Genomic DNA, 24637 nt, shown 5'->3' on the forward strand with positions numbered 1-24637 from the left:
AAAATATTTTGGGACTGCTTCTGATTCCTCTGAAACTCCCCACAGTGCCAGGTTGTAGGCAACAATGGTTTATGCACTGTGCCCAGTTAGGAAGGGGCAAGCGTGAATTTTCAGTCGGTTATAGCTTTATTGCATCAGTTCTGGGGCGAGCGCGGTTGTCTCATCGCCCAGCCCTACAATATTGAGAAGGGCGCTGGTACTAAGAAATCTCATCAATTCAATCAGATAACAGAAGCAGTCAAATAAATCCCACCCAAAAGTTGGTGGCACCTTTGTCATAGCGGATGGGGATTGTCCGATATTGCCTGAGCTTGGCAAAAATGTTTTCAATGAGATGGCGGACTTTGTATAAGTGTCGATCGTAATCACAGGCTGTGGTGTAGTGACGTTTTAGCAGAATCATCACAGTTTTGCCTTTGAAAAGGAGTAGTTGAATCACTCGCCAATCTAAATCGTATCCTTTGTCCGCAAGTGCAGTATTCAGTTACAAACTCAGGCAATATTTGATCGGAACCATCTAAATCACAAGCTTGTGCTGGGGTGAAATGAAAGCTCACCTTTATTCCCCAACGTATCTACTGTGGCATCGGAATCTTGGTACTCACTCAATCCACCTTTGCTGCGACCAATTGCTTCTTGCCCTGACTCCCCCCTTTGCAACCACACTATGCTGGTAGGCGTAGACAATCGTAGAGTCATCATGGCATATTCTTTGTCGGTATCGTCTGCTAAGTGTTGAAATACCTACTACCACACTCCAGTGTTTGACCACCGCGTAAAACGGGTGTGAATCACTCAAAAATCCCCAAATCTGTCTGGCAATCTCTCCAGGGAATTTCTACCCATATAGGTAGAACACAGCTTCGACAAACAGACAAACAATCGATTGTTTGAAGGCGGTGATTCCCACATAGCCTTATCGCCCAGGTAGCAGGCCTTTGATTCTCTCCCAGCATTCATCTCGTAGTGCCTACCGACGCGTCATCGTTTCTGTGTTGTCTATAATCTTGCTCAACTATTTTTGATTCCGTTTACCTATATTGATGACACGCCCTAGTAACATTACTGTTTTTTTTGAGAAAAATTTAAGTTAGATATAGTAGCTGCTACGTATTTACTTATACTTTCCAAGTATTAAGGATTCAATCTGTAATTTATTTAATTACAAATAATGATTAGAAAAACCTTGGTTAGAAATCAGCCAGAGGTCGGCAAGCTCGTGGGCAAACTGGGAATTTTTAGTAGATTTATAACATTCAGCTTTGCGATCGCCGCAATATTGTGCAACTATCAGGATGCGATCGCCCAAACTCCCAATCCTCAAACATTACCCCCAGGTCGGTTAGACAATATTCCTGACACTCCGTTACCGTCGGATGTGCTACCCAAGCCACCAGACGAGAATCAATTGCTTCCATCCCCAAAACTACCGAATCAGCCAATTCTGGAGCAGGATGACTCTAATGACCGATTTCGGGTCGATCGAATTGAAGTTTTGGGCAGTACAGTTTTCAAAGCAGAACAGTTTGCCGCTGTGACTGCTCCCTTTGTAGGACGGGAACTGACGTTTGCAGAGTTATTGCAAGTTAAAGATGCCATCACGAAACTCTACACTGATAACGGTTATGTCACTACGGGGGCGTTGATTATACCGCAGACAGTAGAAGGTGGGACGATCAAAATTCAGGTAATCGAGGGCAGTATACAAGAAATCAAGATTATCGGTAATAGACGATTGCACAGTCAATACATTCGCGATCGCATCCAACTTGGTGCTGGAAAACCCCTAAACGTACCACGCTTACTGGAAAAGCTGCAACTACTGCGCCTCGATCCGCGGATTCAAAACTTGTCAGCCGAGTTGCAGACAGGCGTGCAACCGGGAACCAATGTGTTGCAAGTTGAGGTTGAAGAAGCTGAAACTTTCAAGCTGACGGCAAGTCTGGATAATGGGCGATCGCCAAGTGTCGGCAGTTTTCGTCGGGGAGTGGATCTGCAAGAAGCCAATTTATTGGGCTTGGGCGATACCCTGAGTGTGGGATACGCCAATACCGATGGCAGTAATACAATCAATGCCAATTACACGCTACCGATTAACGCCCACAATGGCACCCTATCCTTCGGTTTTAGCCAGGGATGGAATCGCGTGATTGAAAAACCATTCAGCGTCCTTGATATTCAGTCAAATACCCGCTCTTACGAATTGGGCTATCGGCAACCACTGGTGGAAAAACCAACTCAAGAGTTGTCAATTGGGCTGTCATTCTCGCGCCAAGAAAGCCAAACTGAGTTGGGTATTGATAACATTGGGCCGTTTCGACTCTCCCCTGGTGCTGATGCGAACGGAAAAACCAATATTTCAGCTTTCCGCTTTTTTCAAGAATATACCCAGCGAAGCAATCAGTATGTATTTGCGGCGCGATCGCAATTGAGCTTTGGGGTAGATTGGTTTGGTGCAAACGTTAGTGATAATGAACCAGATAGCCGCTTTTTCGCTTGGCGGGGACAGGCGCAGTGGGTGAGGCAATTAGCACCAGACACTCTCTTTTTAGCTAGGGGCGATTTCCAATTGGCAGCAGATTCCTTAGTGCCTTTGGAACAATTTGGTCTTGGTGGACAGCTAAGTGTACGGGGCTATCGCCAGGACGCATTACTCACAGATAATGGTCTCTTATTTTCAGCAGAATTTCGAGTACCCGTTGTCCGCGCTGCCAAGATTGGCGGAGTGCTGCAACTGACACCCTTCATTGATGTAGGCAAAGGCTGGAATGTCAAGGGCGAAAATCCATCACCGAGTACGCTTGTTAGTACTGGGTTGGGGCTGTTGTGGAAACAGGGTGATGACTTATTGGTTCGCCTAGATTGGGGCATTCCCCTGATTTCGGTGGAGGGTGATAAGCGATCGCTCCAGGAAAATGGGTTGTATTTCTCGGTGCGCTATTCGCCGTTTTAAGGGAGCGATTGTTCAAAATAATACCGTTTTGGGCATCTTAAATACAAGGTATAAATAAAGGCTTGGTAATGACAACGACCTCTATTTGGTTGGCTCTATGCGGTAGAATAGCGCCGTTGATGGTAATGTCACTTTGGTGCGGCTTTGCCAATGCCCAGGTAACTCCCGATAGCACCTTGAATACTACTGTTTCCCAAACCGATAATAACTTCACCATTACTAACGGTAGTGCCGCCAACAGTAACCTATTTCACAGTTTCCAGCAGTTTTCGGTTCCCACTGGCGGTTCAGTTACCTTTGATTTAGCGAACACGCCCAATATTTCCACCATCTTTAGCCGTGTTACTGGCGGTAATATATCTAACATTGATGGCTTGATTCAGACGATTAACAGCAACAATCCCGTTAGTTTATTTTTAATCAATCCTAGTGGCATTGTCTTTGGCCCCAATGCCCAACTGAATATTGGTGGATCGTTTATTGGTACAACTGCAAATAGCATTAAGTTTGCTGATGGGGTGGAGTTTAGTGCCAGCAACACTACAGCAGCACCTTTGTTGACAATCAATGTGCCAGTTGGCTTGCAGTTTGGGCAAAACTCAGGCGCGTTGGCGCAGCCTGCCGTAGGCATCGCAGTACAAAACTCGATTAATGGCATCCCACAAACTCCACTAGGCTTACAGGTAAGTTCAGGTAAGACCCTTGCTTTGTTAGGGAATGGAATTGACTTAGCAGGTGGCGTTCTCAGAACTGTAAATGGCTCCATCGAACTCGGTAGTGTCCAGTCAGGACAAGTTCGCCTAATTCCCACAAACCAGGGGTGGACATTTGATTATTCCAATGCTGAGGGACTGAGCGATATCCATCTGACTCAGCAAGCACAAATATCTGCTTCTGGGCTTGGAAGTAGTGCCATTCAAATACAGGGTCATGATATCAGCCTTTTGGAAGGTTCAGCTATTATCACTCGAAATCAAGGTTCCCTCTCATTGGATCGGATTACGATTAATGCCACTCGGTCATTCACCCTTGCAGGAAAAAACCCAACACAAACTAGAAGCAGCCAATTGACAAGCAACACAATCGGGGTAGGGCAGGCTGGAGATATTACTATCTCAACCGGGCAACTATTGGTGCGGGATGGAGCGCAAATCAAGTCTCAAAGCTTGAGTTCGGGGCAGGGTGGAAATATCGTAGTTAAGGCTTCCGAGTCTATCTCAGTGAGTGGATTTAACCCTGCCAATCCTTCAGCAACAACATCGATTCTGACAAGCTCGGCCGGTTCTGGAAAGGCAGGAAATATTACCTTTTCAACCCAAAAATTTACAGCTGCGAACGGCGCTGCTATTGGGTCAACTACTTTGAGAACTGGTGATAGTGGCAATGTCCAAATTGATGCCTCAGACTCGATAGATGTTTCTGGAATTAATAAGGTCACATTTCTCCCTACTACTGTGGCGTCATCAACAGTAGGAAGTGGAAATGCTGGGAATCTGACCATCACAACTGCACGATTAACAGTGCGGGATGGAAGCTTAGTCACCTCCTCAACTGGCGCAACCGGAAATGCTGGTAATGTAAAGATTTTGGCTTCAGACTTTATCGAAGTGAGCGGCGCATCACCAGATAGTATTCTCAGTAGTAGCATTGGATCTAATGCACTACGCCTCGATCCTGTCACCCGTGCGACTTATCATCTGCCGGAATTTCCTAGTGGTAATGCGGGAGGAGTAATCTTAATGACGCCTCAATTGCGTGTGACAGATCGAGCTGACATCGGGGTGAAAAATGAGGGTACGGGTAATGCAGGTAATTTCGAGATTTATGCTGACTCGATTTTCCTCACTAATCGCGGAACGATTTCCGCAGCCACACAATCTGGCAACGGTGGTAATCTGGCTATTAATGCTCAACAACTATTGCTAATGCGGGGTAATAGCAAAATTTCTGTTGAAGCCAAGGAAGCAGGCGATGGTGGTAATATCACGCTCAACGCTCCCATCGTTGTGGGTTCAGAAAACAGTGACATCATTGCTAATGCAGTAAAAGGTCGGGGGGGCAATATTCAAATTACCACCCAAGGTATCTTTGGGCTGAAGTTTCGCAGCCAACTCACTGATGATAATGACATCACTGCCAGTTCGCAATTTGGGGTGAGTGGCATGGTTCAAGTCAATAATGTCGGCGTCGATCCAAATTCGGGTTTAGTCGAACTACCAGTAAATGTCACCGATCCATCCCAGCAAATTGCTACAGGCTGCGCGGGCAGTGAAGGTAGTCGCTTTGTGGCAACGGGACGAGGTGGTGTACCGCAAAATCCTAATCAGGAAGTGACGAGCGATCGCACTTGGTCTGATATCCGCAATCTGACTGCATACCGCAAAACAGGCGAAGTGATAGCGCAAATACGCACAAAAGAGGCAGTTCTTGTCCAGGCTACAGGTTGGCGACGTAATACACAAGGAAAAATTGAGTTAATTGCAGATAAATCTCCTACTCAGGTGCAAGCAGCATTAACCTGTGCTGCGGTTCCAAGAAGTTAATGATGTTATTAATCATATCATTTAGGGAATTCTAACTTTAAATCAGTAAAAGAAGTCTTTAATAATGAAAGCTGTACCCTTTGTATTTATATTGACAAGTGGGTTATTGACTCCAGGGATGATGCTAAGGGCGATCGCTCAGGTGACATCCGATGGTACTACCAATACCGTTGTCAACCAAAGTGGTAATAATTTTAATATTATTAACGGCATACAAAAAGGTAATAATTTATTTCACAGTTTCAGTAATTTCTCTATACCCACAGGTGACACAGCAATCTTCAACAACGCCGCAGATGTGCAGAATATCTTCAGTCGCGTCACTGGTGGGAGTGTTTCCAACATTGATGGTTTAATTAAAGCCAATGGTAGCGCTAATTTATTTTTGCTTAATCCCAGTGGGATAATTTTCGGTGCAAATGCCCAACTTAATATTGGCGGCTCCTTTATTGGGACAACTGCCCAGAGCATTAAATTTAGTGATGGTGCTGAATTTAACGCTATTAATCCCCAAGCTAACCCCTTATTAAGTATCAATGTTCCTATTGGTTTGCAAATGGGCAACAATCTTACACCGTTGGCGCAGCCTGCCTTCGGCATCACCGTTCAAGGCACAGGACACCGCTTGACTAATATCGGTGGACTGCCTCTTGTCACTCAAAATCCGAGTGCAACAGAATTGCGGGTACAGCCGAGAAAAACCCTAGCTTTGGTGGGTGGCAATCTGAATCTGAATGGGGCAACTCTGACCGCCAAGCAAGGGCAAGTAGAATTAGGCAGTGTGAGTGGTGCAGGATTGGTTAGTTTGCTCCCAACTGCACAGGGGTATACTTTGGGATATGAAGATGGGCAAAAGTTTGGTGATATTCAGCTAACAGGGCGATCGCTATTAGATATAAGCGGGGTGAATGCAGGTTCCGTTCAAATTCGGGGGCGACACATTCAATTCACCGATGGCTCTCTGGTGCTGGCGCGAAATTTCGGGAATCTCCCCGGCGGCGACATTCGCCTTCAGGCTACAGAGGCGATTGATTTGATTGGCAGAACAGCTGATACCACAATTCCGAGTGGGGTGCGTACTGAAGCTGTGGGTATCGCAGCTAGTGGGAACATCAGTGTAATTACTCCCAGGTTTACCCTCCAGCAGGGAGGGGGGTTGAATAGCATTTCAGTTGGAGTGGCTCCCAGTGGCAATATCCACATTGATGCAACAGCGATTGAACTGTCTGGCTTCTCACCAATCAATCCAAATAGCGTTAGTAGTCTTTCTACTTCTGGCTTTGGTTCTGGGAACACTGGCGATATCTCCGTCAATGCCAATAGTTTACTGGTGTCAAATGGTGCCTCACTGATTTCAGCTACATTTGGCAGTGGCTCCAGTGGTAAAGTTGCAATTCGCACCAATCACACCACTGTCATGGGACAAAGCCCCTCTGGACTATATAGCAACATTAGCTCAATCACTTTTGCGACCGGAAACGCCAAAACTTTGACCCTTGATACCGCCAAATTGCAAATTCTGGATGGGGGAGCAATTGGGACAACTACATTTTTTGCCGGTAATGGGGGAGATATAAGCATTAATGCCACGGAATCCATCGAGATTAGCGGTCGCAGTCGAAGCAATAACAGCAGTATCAACTCATCTAGCATTCTACTACCTCCACTACTCCGGCAGAGATTCCGTCTACCGGATAAACTCACGGCAAATGCAGGTAATGTGAGCATTACCACGCCGAACCTAACGCTGACAGATGGCGGGACAGTCGGTGTCACTAGTCAAGGTAGCGGCAATGGTGGCAGTCTCAAGATCGCAGCCAATAGTATCCGATTAGACCGTCAAGGAAGCATCCAGGCACAAACAGAATCAGGTAATGGAGGTAATATCGACTTACAAGTTGGGAACTTATTGCTGCTGCGTCACAAGAGCGCGATCGCAGCAACAGCAGGCGGTAATGGTGATGGAGGTAATATAAACATTAATGCACCGATCATCGTTGGCTTAGAAAACAGTGACATTATTGCTAATGCCATTAAAGGCCGGGGGGGCAATATTCAAATCACCACCCAAGACATCTTTGGGCTAAAGTTCCGCGACCAACTCACGTCTGATAGTGACATCACCGCCAGTTCGCAATTTGGGTTAAGTGGCACTGTCCAAGTTAATAATATCGGTATCGATCCAAATTCCGGCTTAGTCGAACTACCAGCAAATGTCAACGATTCATCCCAGCAAATAGCCAGTGGTTGTTCTGCAAATCAAGGTAGCCGATTTGTCGCCACAGGACGGGGTGGTGTACCACAAAATCCAACACAAGAAATTGGGAGCGATCGCACTTGGTCTGATATCCGCGATCTCTCTGCATATCGCAAAACACAGCAAGTACAAGCCCAAATATCAGCACCAAAAGAAACTCTCATCCAAGCTACTTTCTGGCATCGTAACGCTCAGGGCAAAATTGAGTTAGTTGCAGATAAAGCTACTGCGAATGTACAACAACCATTAACCTGTGCTGCTGTTACCAAAAATTAATCATGTTATCAATAATGCCCTGAACGGGAACTATAACTTGAAATCAGGTTAAGGAAGTTTTTCATGATAAGAATCCTAGCTTTTCTATTTATATTCATAACTGGATTATTCACTCCAGGAATGATGCTAAGGGCGATCGCTCAGGTGACATCCGATGGCACAACTAACACCACTGTCAACCAAAGTGGTAATAATTTTAATATTCTTAACGGAATTGATAAAGGTAATAATTTATTTCATAGTTTCAGTAATTTCTCTGTGCCTACAGGTGCTTGGGCGACTTTTGATTTAGTTAATACACCAAATATTACAACTATATTTAGTCGAGTCACAGGAGGCAGTGTTTCCAATATTGATGGCTTGATTCGGACTCTTAATAGCAGCAATCCAGTTAGTTTATTTCTACTCAACCCCAGTGGAATTGTATTTGGGCCCAATGCCAGCCTGAATATTGGGGGGTCATTTGTTGGTACAACTGCCGACAGCGTAGTATTTGCCGACGGGTTGAAGTTTAATGCCACCAATGCCACACCACCGCCCTTATTAACTATGAGCGTACCTGTTGGCTTGCAATTTGGGAGCAATCCGGGAGCATTAGCGCAGCCCGCAGTAGGCATCACTGTCCAAGGGTCAGGACACAATGCTCAATTAGGCGACTCACTTCAGGTTTCTGGATTAAACCTCGGTACGAGAGGATTACAGTTGCAATCTGGAAAGACGCTGGCATTGCTGGGTGGGAATATTGCCTTAGATGGAGGATTGCTCTCCGCACCAGGAGGGCAAATAGAACTGGGTAGCATCACTAACGGAAGCGTCGCCCTCAATTCCATCCCTGAAGGATTTGCGCTGAGTTATCCTAATGCTTCGAGTTTTGGCGATATTCAGATAACCCAACGAGCTTTAGCATCTACACGCGACCTCAGTGGGCAAAAGGGAGGAACCATCCAAATTCAGGGTAAACAGGTCAGCATCCGAGATGGTTCACTGATATTAGTGCAAAATCGCAGCAATCAAACTGCTGGTGATATTGCAATCAATGCCACCCAGTCCCTCCAGATTATCGGCAAGTCTCCTGATTTTAAAAGTTCCAGCAGTTTAATTAATGAAACTACATCCCCAGGTGCAGCAGGGAATATTATCGTTACCACCCCACAGTTGAATATTGACGGGGGTGGGTATATCTTAAACCGTACCTTTAGCACAGCACCGGGTGGCAATATTGCAATAAATACCGATGAAATGCGGGTGAATGGTTTTGCATTTGGCGATCCTTCTCCTTTTCGAGCAGTTAGCCAGGTATTAGCCGCTTCCTATGGGGTTGGAAAAGGTGGAAATGTTAACATCTCTACTCAAAACCTGTCTATTTTAGCTGGCGGCAATATAGCAGCAAGACCCTACGCTTCAGGTAATGGCGGCAATCTCATCGTCAAGGCGGATACAATTCAGGTGACAAATGAGAGAGCGCCAAAGGGTTTGTATTTTAGTCTGTTGTCTACTGCCACATTTGGGTCTGGTAATGCAGGGAATTTGAAAATCGATACCCGCAAGCTGTCGATTCAAGCTGGCGGAAGAGTGTCAGCCTCTAGCATAGTTTTAGGAAATGCGGGTTCACTGACTATCAATGCGTCTGAATCGATTGATGTGAATGGTGTCAAAGATGCACAAAATCCCAGCTATATTGGTACGGCAGTTCGTCCTGTTTTTGGATTTTCCAGCGCTACTTCAGGTAACACCACGATTAACACCCCACTTCTTAATATCAGTAATGGTGCAACAGTTTTTGTCCAAAACCTTGGCTCCGGTAAAGCTGGTACTTTAAACATTCAGGCGAATACCCTACGACTCGACAATGGGGCCAGCATTTCAGCATCCACAAAAGCAGGCGGTGGTGGTAACACTAATTTACAACTGCGGGATCTACTACTGATGCGTCATGGTAGCTTTATCAGTGCAGAAGCAGAGGGCAGTGGTAATGGTGGCAATATCACACTTAATGCTCCGAACATCGTGGGTTTAGAAAACAGTGACATTATTGCCAATGCAGTTCAAGGAAAAGGTGGCAATATTCAAATCACTACCCAAGGAATCATTGGGCTGAAATATCGTCCTCAACTGACTCCCGAAAACGATATCACTGCCAGTTCCCAATTTGGGGTTAACGGTACGGTTCAAGTTAATACTATTGGTGTCGATCCAAATTCTGGCTTAGTGGAACTACCAACAAATGTCACTGATTCATCACAGCAAATAGCCAGTGGTTGTTCTCCAAACCAAGGCAGTCGGTTTATCGTAACGGGACGGGGTGGTGTGCCGCAAAATCCAAATCAAGAAGTGACGAGCGATCGCACCTGGTCTGATATGCGCGATCTCTCTGCATACCGGAAAACTGGCGAAATCACGACACAAACCCCTGCATCCTCAGAGTTTCTTGTCCAAGCTACAGGTTGGCATCGCAACGAGTCAGGCAAAATTGAGTTAGTTGCAAATAAATCTTCCGCTCAGGTGCAACAATCATTGTTAACCTGTGCTGCAACGCCAAACTAATCAGTCCCGACGTTGAAAATGCTAAAGTCAAAGCGGAGGTTTTGATATGGCTCAAGCTTTAACTCAACTATTTACCTTTGAAGAATTTATCAAATGGCTGCCAGAAAATGTTGGAAAGCATTATGAATTACACGATGGGATAATTGTTGAAATGTCTCAGCCGAGTGGAAAACATGAAAAAGTAACGGGATTTTTAGCAGGAGAAATTACCGTTGAATATAAGCGCTTACAATTACCATACTTTATCCCCAAAACAGCATTAGTAAAACCACCGAGAAAATCATCTGGTTACTTACCGGATGTAGTTTTAATCAATGATGCTAATTTACATAACGAGGAATTGTGGGAAAAAGAATCTACCGTGACTCAAAGCAAATCAATTCCTTTAATTATCGAGGTGGTGAGTACAAACTGGGAAGACGATTATTACACCAAATTAGGGAATTATGAAGTCATGAAGATTCCCGAATATTGGATTGTTGATTATGCAGCTTTGGGAGCCAGAAAATTTATCGGTAATCCTAAACAGCCAACCATTTCTATTTATCATCTAGTTGATGAAGAATATCAAGTCGCGCAGTTTAGGAATTCGCAACCTATTGTATCCCCTACTTTCCCAGATTTAAAACTGACTGCTAATCAGGTTTTTAATTGTACTTTGTAGAGCCGTTTTGGGTATCTTAAAATACAAAGTATAAATCAAGGCTTGGCGATGAGTACAACCTCTCTTTGGTTAGTCCTGTGCAGTGGAATAATACCGTTGATAGTAATGTCACTTTGGTGCGGCTCTGCGATCGCTCAGGTAACTCCCGACAGCACCCTCAACAGCACTGTATCGCAAAGTAGCGATAACTTCACGATCGCCAACGGTAATCGAGTTGGCAACAACCTCTTCCACAGCTTCAGCCAATTCTCAGTTCCCACCAACGGCTCGGCTTTCTTCAATAATGCTTCAGATATCCAAAGCATTTTCAGTCGTGTTACTGGAGGCAGTGTTTCCAACATTAATGGTTTAATTAAAGCCAATGGTAGCGCTAATCTATTTCTACTCAATCCCAATGGAATCATCTTTGGAGCAAATGCCAAATTAAATATTGGCGGTTCGTTTATCGGTACGACAGCCAATAGCATCAAGTTTGCTGATGGTGTTGAGTTTAGTGCTATTAATCCCCAAGCTAACCCCTTATTAAGTATCAATGTTCCCATTGGTTTGCAAATGGGTAGCAATCCGGCATTAATCAGCGTTCAAGGCACAGGACACTCCTTGGCCAATCCCGGTGGATCGATTCTTGTCACTCAAAATCCGAGTGCAACAGAATTGCGGGTACAGCCGGGAAAAACCCTAGCTTTGGTGGGTGGCAATCTGAATCTGAATGGGGCAACTCTGACCGCCAAGCAAGGGCAAGTAGAATTAGGCAGTGTGAGTGGTGCAGGATTGGTTAGTTTGCTCCCAACTACACAGGGGTATACCTTGGGATATGAAGATGGGCAAAAGTTTGGTGATATTCAGCTTACAGGGCGATCGCTATTAGATATAAGCGGGGTGAATGCAGGTTCGGTTCAAATTCGGGGGCGACACATTCAATTCACCGATGGCTCTCTGGTGCTGGCGCGAAATTTAGGCAATCTCAAAGGCGGCGACATTCGCCTTCAGGCTACAGAAGCGATTGATTTGATTGGCAGAACAGCTGATGGCACAATTCCGAGTGGGGTGCGTACTGAAGCTGTGGGTGTCGGAGCTAGTGGGAACATCAATGTCATTACTCCCCGTCTTACCCTCCAGCAGGGAGCGGGGTTGAATATCAATTCAGTTGGAGTGGCTCCCAGTGGCAATATCCACGTTGATGCAACAGCGATTGAACTGTCTGGCTTGTCACCAATCAATCCAAAGGTTAGTATTCTTTCTACTTCTGGCTATGGTTCTGGGAACGCTGGCGATATCTCCATCAATGCCAATAGTTTACTGGTGTCAAATGGTGCCTCACTGATTTCAGCTACATTTGGCAGTGGCTCCAGTGGTAAAGTGACGATTCGCGCTAATCACATTACTGTGATGGGAGAAGGCCCCGATGGACTATATAGCAACATTAGCTCATTCACTTTTGCCACCGGAAACGCCAAAACTTTGACCCTGGATACCGCCAAATTGCAAATTCTGGATGGGGGAGCGGTTGCGACAACCACATTTTTTGCCGGTAATGGAGGAGATTTGAGCATTAACGCCACGGAATCCATCGAGATTAGCGGTCGCAGTCTGAGCAATAACAGCAGTATCAACTCGTCTAGCACTCGACTTTCTCCAATACTGCGGCAAAAATTCCATCTACCGGATCAACTCACGGCGAATGCAGGTAATGTGAGCATTACCACCCCGAACCTGACGGTGACAGATGGCGGAACAGTCAGTGTCACCAGTCAAGGTAGTGGCAATGGTGGTAGTCTCAACATCACAGCCAATACTATCCGATTAGACCGTCAAGGAAGCATCCAGGCACAAACAGAATCAGGTAATGGAGGTAATATCGCCTTACAAGTTGGGAAGTTGTTGGTGCTGCGCGACAAGAGCGCGATCGCCGCAACAGCAGGCGGTAATGGTGATGGAGGTAATATAAACATTAATGCACCCATCATCGCCGGAGTAGTAAACAGTGACATTATTGCTAATGCGATTAAAGGTCGGGGGGGCAATATTCAAATCACCACTCAAGGCATCTTTGGGCTGAAGTACCGCGACCAACTCACTTCTGATAGTGACATCACCGCCAGTTCGCAATTTGGGTTAAGTGGCACTGTCCAAGTTAATAATATCGGTATCGATCCAAATTCCGGCTTAGTCGAATTGCCTGCAAATGCCACCGATCCATCCCAGCAAATTGCTACAGGCTGCACGGGCAGTGAAGGTAGCCGCTTTGTGGCAACGGGACGAGGTGGTGTGCCGCAAAATCCAACGCAGCAAATTGGGAGCGATCGCACTTGGGATGATATCCGCGATCTATCTGCATACCGTAAAACCGGGGAAGCGACTGCCCAAATACCTGAATCCCCAAAGGCTCTTGTCCAAGCTACTTCCTGGCATCGCAACACCCAAGGAAAAATCGAGTTAGTTGCTGATATTGCTCCTACCTTTGTGGAACAACCATTAACCTGTGCTGCGGTTCCTAAAAGTTAATCATGTTATCACTCCTGAAATTTAGGGAAAACTAACTTTAAATTAGGTAGAGGAAGTTATCTTGGCAATCAGAGCCGTATTGTTTCTATTTATATTCACAACTGGGTTATTCACTCCAGGGATGATGCTAAAGGCGATCGCTCAAGTGACATCCGATGGCACAACTAACACCATTGTCAATCCAAGTGGTAATAATTTTAATATTCTTAATGGAATTGAAAAAGGTAATAATTTATTTCATAGCTTCAGTAATTTCTCTGTACCTACAGGTGGTTCAGCCAGATTTGATTTAATTAACACACCAAATATTACAACTATATTCAGTCGGGTTACAGGTGGAAATGTTTCCAATATTGATGGGTTAATTAGCACGCTTAATACTAGCAACCCGGTAAGTTTGTTTTTGATGAATCCTGCGGGGATTGTGTTTGGGGCAAATGCCCGCTTGAATATTGGGGGGTCATTTCTGGGGACGACGGCGAATAGTATTAAGTTTGCCGATGGGACGGAATTTAGTGCTGTAAATGCTTCGGGTACTCCTTTGCTGACTATAAGTGTACCTGTGGGTTTGCAACTTGGGGCAAATGCTGGAGCGATACAAGTTCAAGGGGCAGACTTGCGAGTTAAAACCGGACAAACATTAGCGTTAGTTGGTAGTCAAATCGACATGACAGGGGCAAAACTGACGGCACCAAATGGACATATCGAACTATGGGCTGTGCAGAATGCTGGGATTCAAATGGAAAATCAAGCTCAATGGCAACTGACGAGTCCTGTGGCTACGACAAATTGGGGCACAATTACGTTACAAAAAGCTTCATTGGTTGATGCAAGTGGAATTAACGGGGGTGCAATTAACATCCGTGGACGTGGGTTGACGGTGCAGGATGGATCGAATATTAGTTCTACTACCTTTGCTGGGCAAGGTAAGGGAATTACTGTCAACACCACAGACTTTGTTGATCTGCTGGGTGCTTCTCTCCCAGGACAATTTAATCCTGGCATTGGAACTTCTTTAGGTATCTTTTTTGGGCCTCCAGCAACTGGGCGAGCTGGAGATGTAACAGTAGAGACAGGACGCTTAAAGTTAGCAAATGGAGCTTGGCTTCAGTCCTCTTCTAATGGCAACAATTCTCGATCGGGAGATGTAACTGTTCGGGCTTCAGATGTAGAGGTGGTAGGTTCTAATCCATTTTTTGAAATCCCCACCTCGATTACCACCACTCTCTTTGGTGGCAAGAACAATCAGAGTGGAAATATTTCCATCGAAACAAATCGAATGCGGCTGCAAGATGGTGGAATCGTCAGTACATCTTTGATACCCTTTAACGGTATCTCTCCTCCCACGGGCAAGGCTGGAAATATCTCAATCCGAGCAACTGAGAGCCTTGATATCTCAGGATACACACCCTCTCTACTACTGTCTGGAGTAGGTACGAGAATTGGTCAAACAGAAGGAGACGCGGGAAATATCTCAATCGATGTTGGACGTTTGCATCTCTTTAATGGCGGGTCTATCCGCAGTACTTTATCAGGAAAAGGGAAAGCGGGAAATATCACCATTCAGGCGCAAGAGGTAACAGTTAGCGATCCAGTAATTGATGTTATCAGCAAATTACCTGGTGGCATTACTGTTTCTGCGGGTGATAATTCAGTAGGTTCAGGTGGAAATATCGCCTTAACTGCTGACAACCTACGGCTTTTTAATGGAGGACAGATCACCTCTTCCAGCCAGGGTCAGGCAAATGCGGGGAATATTAACTTACAAGTTAAAAACATTGATATCCAGGGTATATCTCAACCTTTAACTAACGGTCAAATTCTGCCCAGTGCGATCGCAGCATCTTCAACAACTAATTTTAACGCCGGAACAATAAAAATTACATCTGATACAGTTAAAATACGTAATAGTGCGGAAGTTAGCGTCAGCAATATAGGAGGCGGAGATGCAGGTAATTTGAATATTACAGCCAATAATATTTTCCTCGACAATAAAGCCAGTTTGCGATCGGAAGTCAAAGGAGGTAGCCAAGGTAACATTCACCTCCAAGCAAATGATGTTTTGCTGTTACGTCGTGGCAGTAATATTACAACTAATGCCACTGGTACTTCTACCGGAGGTAACATTGATATTACTGCTGGAGCTATTATTGCCCTTCCTGACGAAGATAGCGATATCGTTGCCAATGCGGTACTCGGAAGCGGTGGAAATATTCAAATCACCACCCAAGGCATTTTTGGGCTGAAATTCCGTCCCCAACTCACCCCAGAAAGCGACATCACCGCCAGTTCCCAATTTGGAGTGAGTGGCACTGTTCAAGTTAATACTATCGGTATCGATCCAAATTCCGGCTTAGTCGAACTACCAGCAAATGTCACCGATCCATCGCAGCAAATTGCTACAGGTTGTTCTGCCAATGAAAGCAGTAAATTTGTTGCAACGGGTCGGGGTGGTGTGCCCCAAAATCCCAATCAGCAAGTGATGAGCGATCGCACTTGGGATGATATCCGCGATCTCTCTGCATACCGCAAAACCGAGCAAGTAAAAGCCCAAATTTCATCATCACCAGAGGTTTTTGTCCAAGCTACTTCCTGGCATCGCAATGCCCAGGGCAAAGTTGAATTAATTGCAGCACGATCTCCGACACATATACAGCCGCCCTTAACTTGTGCTGCGGTTCCCAAAAGTTAATTTGCCCAGGAATTCTGCAACCAAGCCCATTATTTTTAAAAGTAATATAGTATACAATTCATTAGATATTTGAATCGGTAATTACTTATGCCTTTCCAAATCAAACAATTTCGTTGGCTCTATATCAGTCTGAGTATTTTGAGCTTATGTTTGGCAGTGACCATCACACCAGTTAGAGCATCACTGCAAGTACCAACAACTTCCACCCTGAATGTGTCAGCATCTCCTTCCCAGCCTACCAATTGGCTAGAACAGGGACGAAACCTCTACCGTTCAGGACGCTTTGCAGAAGCAGTAACCAATTGGCAAACGGCAGCACAACAGTATCATACCCAAGGCGATGGCCTCAACGAAGCTCTCAGTTTAAGTTACCTCTCACTAGCACAACAGGAACTTAATCAATGGGAAGCAGCCCAACAGTCTATTGAGCAAAGTCTAAAACTATTGCAAACAGGTAAACCTTCTGCTGATGCAATTCTTTGGGCACAAGCACTCAATACCCAAGCAAATTTGCAATTGCACACTGGCAAAGCCGAAACTGCCCTAGCCAGTTGGCAACAAGCTGAAAAATATTATGACCAAGCCGGTGACAAAATAGGCAGTTTGGGTAGTCAAATCAACCAGGCACAAGCTTTACAAAGTTTGGGGTTTTATCGCCGTTCTAAACAGCAGCTGGAGGCGCTGACTCAAAAGCTCTTAGCAATGCCAGATTCGGAAGTCAAAGTTAGTGGATTGCGATCGCTTGGTTTAGCCTTGCAAATGATTGGCGATGCTAGAAGTCAAGAGGTATTAGAGCAAAGTTTAGCGATCGCTCGCAAAATTGAAACTACACCTCAGTTGAGTTCTATCCTGATCGGCTTGGGCAAAACTGCCGTTGACTTGAAAGATCCAGAAGCAGCATTGGATTACTTGGAACAGGCTCAACTTTTAGCCACCAACCCAAGCGAACAGTTGCAAGCGCGTTTAGCTCAGTTTAAACTTTTCCTCGATTACGACAAACCTGAGTATGCTACCCCACTTGCACCTCAATTACTCCAACAACTTAAGGAACTGTCCCCCAGTCACACCTCTCTCTACGCAGCGATCAATTTTGTTGCCACCCTCAATCGCCAGTCAAATCCTGACACAATCCTACCCCTGAAAGATTTGGCGCAACTGATGGCAGTCACAGTCCAGTCTGCACAGCAAATCCAGGATACTCAAGCCCAAGCTTATGCACTGCATCAATGGGGAAAACTTTATCATCGTACACAGCAGGTATCTGAAGCACAAGAATTAGCTCAGAAATCTCTCAATATTGCCCGTCAACTCCAAGCTAACGATATCATTGCTCAATCTGCCTGGCAGGTGGGACAGTTATATAAGCAACAAGGCGATCGCTCAAAAGCAATTACTGCCTATACAGAAGCAGTCAATGCCTTAAAGGCACTCCGGGGGGATTTGGTGGCTATCAACCCTGATGTCCAGTTCTCTTTTCGCACCAGTGTAGAGCCTGTCTACCGAGAATTGGTTGATTTACTTCTAGAGGATCAACCGAGTCAAGCAGAACTGATACAAGCCCGTGAATTGATTGAGTCACTCCAAATTGCGGAACTCGATAACTTTTTTCGGGAAGCTTGTTTAGATAGAGCTCAACAGATCGATCGGGTTGATCCCACTGCAACCGTGGTTTATCCCATCATCCTGCCAGATCGTTTAACAGTAATCCTCTCCAAAGCAGGGCAACCACTTCGTTCTTATGTCACTCACAAATCTCAGGCTGAAATTGAGCAAACTCTAAACAAATTTTTGGTCGCTCTTAACCCTGTCTCAGATTCCAAAGACCGGGATCGATTGTCCCAACAGATTTATGATTGGTTGATTCGCCCAGAGGAAAGAGATAAAGCATTTATTGATACCAAGACATTGGTGTTTGTTTTGGATGGTCGGTTACGGAATATTCCTATAGCAGCTCTGTATGATGGTAAGCAATATCTGATTGAGAAGTATGCTGTGGCGCTCTCACCAGGATTGCAACTGATGGCTACGCGATCGCTTCATCAAAACCACATCAGTGCGATCGTGGGTGGCATCAGCGAATCTCGCGCTGGCTTTAGTGCTTTGCCCGCTGTGGAATCAGAAGTCAAACAAATCTCCAAGTCCGTTTCCTCCTCACTGTTGCTGAACCAGCAATTTACCAGTGAAGCCCTTGCTGAACGGGTGAAATCCAGTAGCGCAGGTGTTGTTCACCTTGCAACCCACGGACAGTTTAGTTCCCGCCTCGAGGATACCTTCTTGCTCACTTGGGATGGAAAAGTCAATGTTAAGGAGTTATCTGAACTCCTAAAAAATCGGGGTAACGATCCATCGAAAGCGATCGAGTTGCTGGTACTAAGTGCCTGCGATACTGCCGCAGGAGACGATCGCGCCGTCCTGGGACTGGCGGGCTTGGCTGTCAAATCTGGCGCTCGCTCAACTATCGCCACCCTATGGCCCGTCAAAGATCGGGCTGCCTCAATGCTTATGACTCGCTTCTATGACCAACTTCGACAACCAAAAATGACTAAAGCCGAAGCACTAAGACAAGCACAAATTAACCTCATTCGCCAAACTGATTTCCACGATCCCTTCTTTTGGTCTGGCTTTGTTTTGATCGGCAACTGGATTTAACTAAGTAATAAAACGGAGTCAATTTCAAATAAATTAGGCTATTTTTTACATAGTTTCCGCTAAAGCTAGCCTATACTACTAGTAGAAGTTCCCTGAGTTGGCTGAAGCCTGGGCTTATTCTCTGAGCGAACGATCGTAGTCGAAAGAAATGTATTTTGTATCATATTTCAATTGGATGAGGTAAAACATCATGAAACGTCGATATTTAGCTAGTATATTGAGCGTCATTGCTCTGATCGCTAGCGGTGTATGGACTAGCGCCTATGCTATTACATTTACCCCGCCCACCAATAGTGGCTCTCCTAGTCAAGCAACGGGAGGAGCTTCTCGGGGTAGCATGTTTACACCTAGTGCCGGGAAAGGTGCGCCTAGACAAGCAACTGGAGGAGCTTCTCGGGGTAGCATGTTTACACCTAGTGCCGGGAAAGGTGCGCCCAGACAAGCAACTGGAGGAGCTTCCCGAGGCAACCTGTTTACACCTAGTGCGGGGAAGGGTACACCTCAGCAGGCAACTGGAGGAGCTTCCCGAGGCAACCTATTTACACCTAGTGCGGGGAAGGGTACACCTCGGCAGGCAACTGGAGGAGCTTCTCGCGGTGACCTCTTTACACCTGCCCCCGGAAAAGGCGCTCCCGAACAAGCAAGTGCGGGTGCTTCTCGCGTTGGTACTTACTACTTGAATCCATCGACTGCAAGTACAACAGAACCAGCAGCGCTAATCGCCCTTTTGCCCCAAAATTTCTATGGCACAACAGTGTCTGAACGTCCGACAATTCTGGTGTATCTGCCGACTTCCAATGCCCAGGAAGCTCTGTTCAGCCTCAAGGATGAAGCTGGCAACATGCAATATCAGATGAACATTCCAGTTGCTGGGAAAACTGGGGTAATTGCGATCAAATTACCCGCCAATGCACCCGCTTTAGCCGTTGGCAAAAACTATCAATGGTTGCTAGCAGTCAAAGTAGATGGACAACTCGGCCCAAGTACCCCTTACATTGATGGTTGGGTTCAGCGTATCCAGCCGAGCGCTGAGTTGGCAACAGCAATGCAAGAGCAAGATGCTCTGAAGCGGGCTACTGTTTTGGGTAAAAACGGTGTTTGGTATGACTGTGTGGCAACACTTGCATCCGCATACACCACCCAACCCAACAATGCAACTCTCCGCAAACAATGGGAAGAACTTCTGTCTTCAGTGAGTTTGAAGGAGATTGTAACAGCGACCTTATTAGCATCGACTAACTAATGCCAGGTCAATTTTAGACAGGTTTTGGTGGGGTGTTGCTCCATCAACGTTGACCCAGATAACTATATGTGGCTCAGATTCCAGGCTTTTATCCAACGCACTCGCAGCGTTTTGATTATTACTCCCAGCGTTGCCTTGACGGTTATGGTTGGGCAATCGTTGGGACTTTTCAATTTACCGGAATGGAAAATTCGCGACGAATGGGTTCGTCAGCGATCGTCACAGGCGATCGCTGATGAGATTGTGATTGTTACAATCGATGAGCGCGATATCCAATCGGTACGTAAATGGCCAGTTCCAGACTGGGCGCTGGCAGGATTACTAGAAAAAATTCGGGCACAGCAGCCGCGTGCCATTGGCTTGGATCTCTATCGAGATTTACCGGAAGGAAGCGGACACGAGCAACTTGTTCAAGTCTTCCGCAACACTCCCAATTTGATTGGAGTTGAGAAAATTACTGGCGAACGCGTCAATCCTCCACCGGAATTGAAAAAAAAGGAGCAGGTAGGATTAGCAGATTTAGTGTTGGATGGCGATCGCTTTGTGCGTCGTGCGCTTTTAACAGCTGAAGATGCCAAAGAAAAAAACACGATTAAAGCCGGACTGGCAACCCTTGTAGCCCTTAAGTACCTCGAAGCTGAAGGAATTAGCTTAGAAAGCATTGACCCCCAGCAGCAAAAGTTTCGGTTGGGTAAGGAAATTTACCTGCCACTGCAAAATCAAGAAGCAGGTTATACGGATGCCGATTTAGGAGGCTATCAAATTCTGCTCAACTGGTATGGAACGGATGCAGCATTTCGCACAGTTGCGATGCGCGATGTCTTAGCAGGGAGAATTCCAGCAGATTTGATGCGCGATCGCATGGTATTTATTGGGTCAATAGCCTCCAGTACCAATGATTTCTTCAGCACACCCTTTTCTTCCTGGGTATCTGCTCAAAAACCGACTCCAGGTGTGGTTGTTCATGCCAATATTGCTTATCAACTAATACGAGGGGCAAAAATAGGAAAAGCCACCCTGCACGGTGTTTCTGGCATTTCTTTATCAATCTGGATTGTTTTTTGTTCTGTCATCGGTTCTACGGGCAGTTGGTGGTTAGCTAGTGCGCGTACTAAGCGACAAATTCCCGGCGGCAAAATTCTTTGGGCAACTATAGGCATCACTGGAGCCTGCATAGGGGGTGGCTATGGGATGTTTTTGCATGGTGTTTTAATTCCGGTAACACCAGCCTTAACCGCCTTCATCGGTAGTGTGATTGCAACAACGAATGCCTATAAACAACGGAAGTTAGAAGAAACAAATCGCCAATTAGAAAATGCTAACAATCAACTATTAGATTATTCCAAAACCCTAGAGACAAAAGTCGAAGAACGAACTCATGAATTGATGGAGGCAAAGCAAGCTGCCGATGCTGCCAATCAGGCTAAGAGCGAATTTCTTGCCAATATGAGCCACGAACTACGCACACCTCTCAATGGCATCCTTGGTTTTGCCCAGGTACTAGAAGGATCGCCAAATATGACAGCTAAAAACCTGGAAGGAGTCAGCATTATCTACCAATGCGGATCGCACCTCTTGATGCTGATCAATGACATTCTCGATCTCTCGAAGATAGAAGCGAGGAAATTGGATTTGGTTGTCACCAGCGTGCATCTGCCCAATTTCTTACATGGTGTGACTGAGATTTGTGGTATCCGGGCTGAACAGAAAGGGATTACATTTAATATTTTAATTAGCGATCGCCTGCCACTTGCCATTGAAGTTGATGAAAAACGGCTGCGGCAAGTCTTGATTAATTTGCTAGGCAACGCCATCAAATTTACAGACAGCGGCGGCGTTATCTTCAAAGTAGAGTTATTAGAGACTGAGCAAGACTCTTCCCAATCTCCAATCGCCAAAATTCGTTTTCAGATTGAAGATACGGGTATTGGGATGTCACCAGACCAACTCGAGAAAATCTTTTTGCCCTTTGAGCAAGTGGGTGAAGCCGGACAGCGCTCTGAAGGTACTGGCTTGGGATTGGCGATTAGCCAAAGAATTGCAGCATTGATGGATAGCCAAATTCAGGTGCAGAGTCACCCAGGCGAAGGAAGTTTATTTTGGCTGGATTTAACAGTACCAGTACCACTCGATCATGACTGGCGGGGAGGAGTGATATCTCCGACGAGCCTAGCAGCCCCAACCCCCCACAAAATTACTGGGATTCAGGGTAATGCGCCTCAAATTCTGATTGTCGATGACGATCGCAACCACTGTTCTATGTTGACCAGTATGCTGCAAAAAATTGGCTGTCGAACCCTAGAAGCGACCGATGGCAAACACGGGCTACAGGTGGCAACTGAACACAATCCAGATGTGATTCTGCTCGATTTAGCCATGCCCAATATGGATGGTTTTGAGCTAATGGTTCACCTGCAAACGAATCCGCAAACCTGTTCTATTCCCATTATCGTCTCTAGTGCCAGTGTCTTCGAGTCAAATCGCCAGCGGAGTTTAGATGCAGGGGCAACAGCATTCTTGCCCAAACCCCTCCAGATCGACGAACTACTCGATAGACTGCGATCGCTGTTGGGAGTGGAATGGATCTATGCCGAATCTTCGCCTCAGCAGTCGTCTCCCATAGGCGAGCAGGCAACTGGTAATCAATGGGTTCTACCATCCCAGGATGTTTTGCAACAGCTCTATCATCTGGCAATGATGGGGGATATCTCGGCGATCGAGGGAATGTTAAGAGAACTAGTTGAGCAAAACAGTCAGCTAGCTCCCTTCGCAGCAGAGTTAAACAAACTCACTGCCAATTTCCAAACCGGAAAAATCCGTAAGTTCCTCAAATCATTTGTCACAACGGAGTCACATCCATGATCGCTGTTCCTATCTCGAAACCCATACATATTCTGTTGGTGGATGACAATCCAAACAATCTCAAGGTGCTATCTGAAGCGATTCAGAGGTGTGGCTGGAAAGCCCTCATGGCAACAGATGGAGAGTCAGCGATCGAACAGACAGAATATGCTCGTCCCGATCTCATTCTCTTGGATGTGATGATGGCAGGTATTGATGGATTTGAAACTTGTCGCAGGCTGAAAACCAATCCCATCACTCAGAATATTCCGGTGATTTTTATGACTGCCCTGGCCGATTCTACAGACAAAGTGGCGGGACTGGAAATTGGTGCAGTTGACTACATTACAAAACCTTTCCAACACGAAGAAGTCATTGCCCGTTTAAAGTTACACCTGAAAATTTCCCATCTCACCCGAACATTAGAAGATCGCGTGCAAGAGCGCACCGCAGAATTAACTCAATCTCTACAGCAGTTACAACAAACCCAACTACAACTGATCCAGAGTGAGAAAATGTCCACTCTTGGGCAGATGATTGCAGGTATCGGTCATGAAATTAATAATCCGGTTGGTTTTGTTAGCGGAAATTTATCCCATATTGAGGAATATGTAAACGATCTGCTTCGCCTGGTGAGCCTCCAACAGCAGAAACTACCGCAGCTAGACTCGGAAACAGAAGAGCTTGTTGAAGAAATCGACTTGGAGTATATGGCAGAGGATCTGCCAAAACTACTGACATCAATGCGCCAGGGTATTACCCGTCTTAAAGATATCAGTCTCTCTTTAAGAACTTTTGCTCGCGCAGATGTTTCATCTCAGGTGGAGTTTCAGATTCACGAAGGAATCGATAACACTATAATGCTGTTGAAACATCGGCTCAAAGGCAATGGCAATCGCCCAAAAATCCAGGTTGTAACACAATACGGAGAGTTACCTCCAATCAGCTGCTATCCCGGACAACTGATCCAGGTGTTCATGAATATCATCGCCAATGCCATTGATGCATTTGATGAACTCAATCAAAATCACTGCGATCGAAAGATTGCTGTTTACCCAAACATCATCACCATTACTACATCAGTTGATTCTCAGCAACAAACCGTCACAATTTGCATCCAAGATAACGGCCCCGGTATGCTTGCTGAGGTGCAAGCTCGAATTTTTGAGCCATCTTTCACAACCAAACCTGTGGGCAAAGGAACCGGGTTGGGATTAGCGATCAGTTATCAAATTATTGTTGAAAAACACAATGGACAAGTCCACTGCTTGTCAAAGCCTGGTGAGGGGACAAAGTTTATTATTACTTTGCCGATGTGATGAGATGAATGAGGTCTGACAAATCAACGGTCTACTAGGGACTCATACCGAATGCATCAATTGTAAATTAACCTTACACCAACTGAGTGATATTGACTTTGTTAGCAAAGGGACTTCCATCTCTTGAATAAAACGCTCTTTGTTTAACAAA

Annotated in this window: 12 protein-coding genes and 2 pseudogenes; 12 read left to right on the plus strand and 2 right to left on the minus strand. The window is 45.6% G+C overall.

From position 1 onward, the window contains the following. Positions 1-102: 102 nt before the first annotated feature. Positions 103-219, plus strand: a pseudogene (locus V7L01_RS09825) (glycine--tRNA ligase subunit alpha); the annotation flags it as partial. A gap of 19 nt (positions 220-238) precedes the next feature. On the opposite strand, the pseudogene V7L01_RS09830 reads toward V7L01_RS09825, so the two are convergent. Both V7L01_RS09830 and V7L01_RS09835 read right to left on the minus strand, forming a co-directional pair. Further along, positions 239-361, minus strand: a pseudogene (locus V7L01_RS09830) (IS5/IS1182 family transposase); the annotation flags it as partial. 161 nt (positions 362-522) lie between these two features. Then, positions 523-702 carry a hypothetical protein gene (locus V7L01_RS09835; protein WP_335034195.1) on the minus strand — a complete coding sequence of 60 codons (180 nt, stop codon included), beginning with the start codon at positions 700-702 and terminating at the stop codon, positions 523-525. 469 nt (positions 703-1171) lie between these two features. On the opposite strand from V7L01_RS09835, the gene V7L01_RS09840 reads away from it, so the two are divergent. The 11 genes from V7L01_RS09840 to V7L01_RS09890 all read left to right on the plus strand — a co-directional run bounded on the left by V7L01_RS09840 (position 1172) and on the right by V7L01_RS09890 (position 24486). Then, complete coding sequence (locus V7L01_RS09840) at positions 1172-2953, plus strand: ShlB/FhaC/HecB family hemolysin secretion/activation protein (protein WP_335034196.1); 1782 nt, start codon at positions 1172-1174, stop codon at positions 2951-2953. A 68-nt stretch (positions 2954-3021) separates the two neighbouring features. Next, the gene (locus tag V7L01_RS09845) at positions 3022-5496 is read left to right on the plus strand and encodes an S-layer family protein (protein WP_335034199.1); all 2475 of its coding nucleotides are present in this window, start codon (positions 3022-3024) and stop codon (positions 5494-5496) included. 64 nt (positions 5497-5560) lie between these two features. After that, the gene (locus tag V7L01_RS09850; RefSeq protein ID WP_335034201.1) at positions 5561-8029 is read left to right on the plus strand and encodes an S-layer family protein; all 2469 of its coding nucleotides are present in this window, start codon (positions 5561-5563) and stop codon (positions 8027-8029) included. A 63-nt stretch (positions 8030-8092) separates the two neighbouring features. After that, a complete protein-coding gene (locus V7L01_RS09855) occupies positions 8093-10573 on the plus strand; it encodes a two-partner secretion domain-containing protein (RefSeq protein ID WP_442936960.1) in 2481 nt (826 codons plus the stop codon). Positions 10574-10619: 46 nt separating this feature from the next. After that, the gene (locus tag V7L01_RS09860) at positions 10620-11237 is read left to right on the plus strand and encodes a Uma2 family endonuclease (RefSeq protein ID WP_335034204.1); all 618 of its coding nucleotides are present in this window, start codon (positions 10620-10622) and stop codon (positions 11235-11237) included. 48 nt (positions 11238-11285) lie between these two features. After that, entirely contained in the window at positions 11286-13742 is a 2457-nt protein-coding gene (locus V7L01_RS09865) for an S-layer family protein (protein ID WP_335034207.1), read from the plus strand. 121 nt (positions 13743-13863) lie between these two features. Continuing rightward, positions 13864-16434 carry an S-layer family protein gene (locus V7L01_RS09870; protein ID WP_335034623.1) on the plus strand — a complete coding sequence of 857 codons (2571 nt, stop codon included), beginning with the start codon at positions 13864-13866 and terminating at the stop codon, positions 16432-16434. Positions 16435-16521: 87 nt separating this feature from the next. Then, positions 16522-19083 (plus strand): CHAT domain-containing protein, encoded by a 2562-nt coding sequence (locus V7L01_RS09875; RefSeq protein ID WP_335034210.1) that lies wholly within the window; start codon positions 16522-16524, stop codon positions 19081-19083. A 190-nt stretch (positions 19084-19273) separates the two neighbouring features. Beyond that, a complete protein-coding gene (locus tag V7L01_RS09880; RefSeq protein WP_335034213.1) occupies positions 19274-20326 on the plus strand; it encodes a DUF928 domain-containing protein in 1053 nt (350 codons plus the stop codon). 66 nt (positions 20327-20392) lie between these two features. Next, the gene (locus V7L01_RS09885) at positions 20393-23188 is read left to right on the plus strand and encodes a CHASE2 domain-containing protein (protein WP_335034215.1); all 2796 of its coding nucleotides are present in this window, start codon (positions 20393-20395) and stop codon (positions 23186-23188) included. Next, positions 23185-24486 carry a hybrid sensor histidine kinase/response regulator gene (locus V7L01_RS09890; protein ID WP_335034218.1) on the plus strand — a complete coding sequence of 434 codons (1302 nt, stop codon included), beginning with the start codon at positions 23185-23187 and terminating at the stop codon, positions 24484-24486. Before V7L01_RS09885 ends, V7L01_RS09890 begins: the two co-directional genes overlap by 4 nt. The last annotated feature ends 151 nt before the right edge of the window (positions 24487-24637 follow it).

Source organism: Nostoc sp., from assembly GCF_036917095.1.
GTDB lineage: Bacteria > Cyanobacteriota > Cyanobacteriia > Cyanobacteriales > Nostocaceae > Nostoc.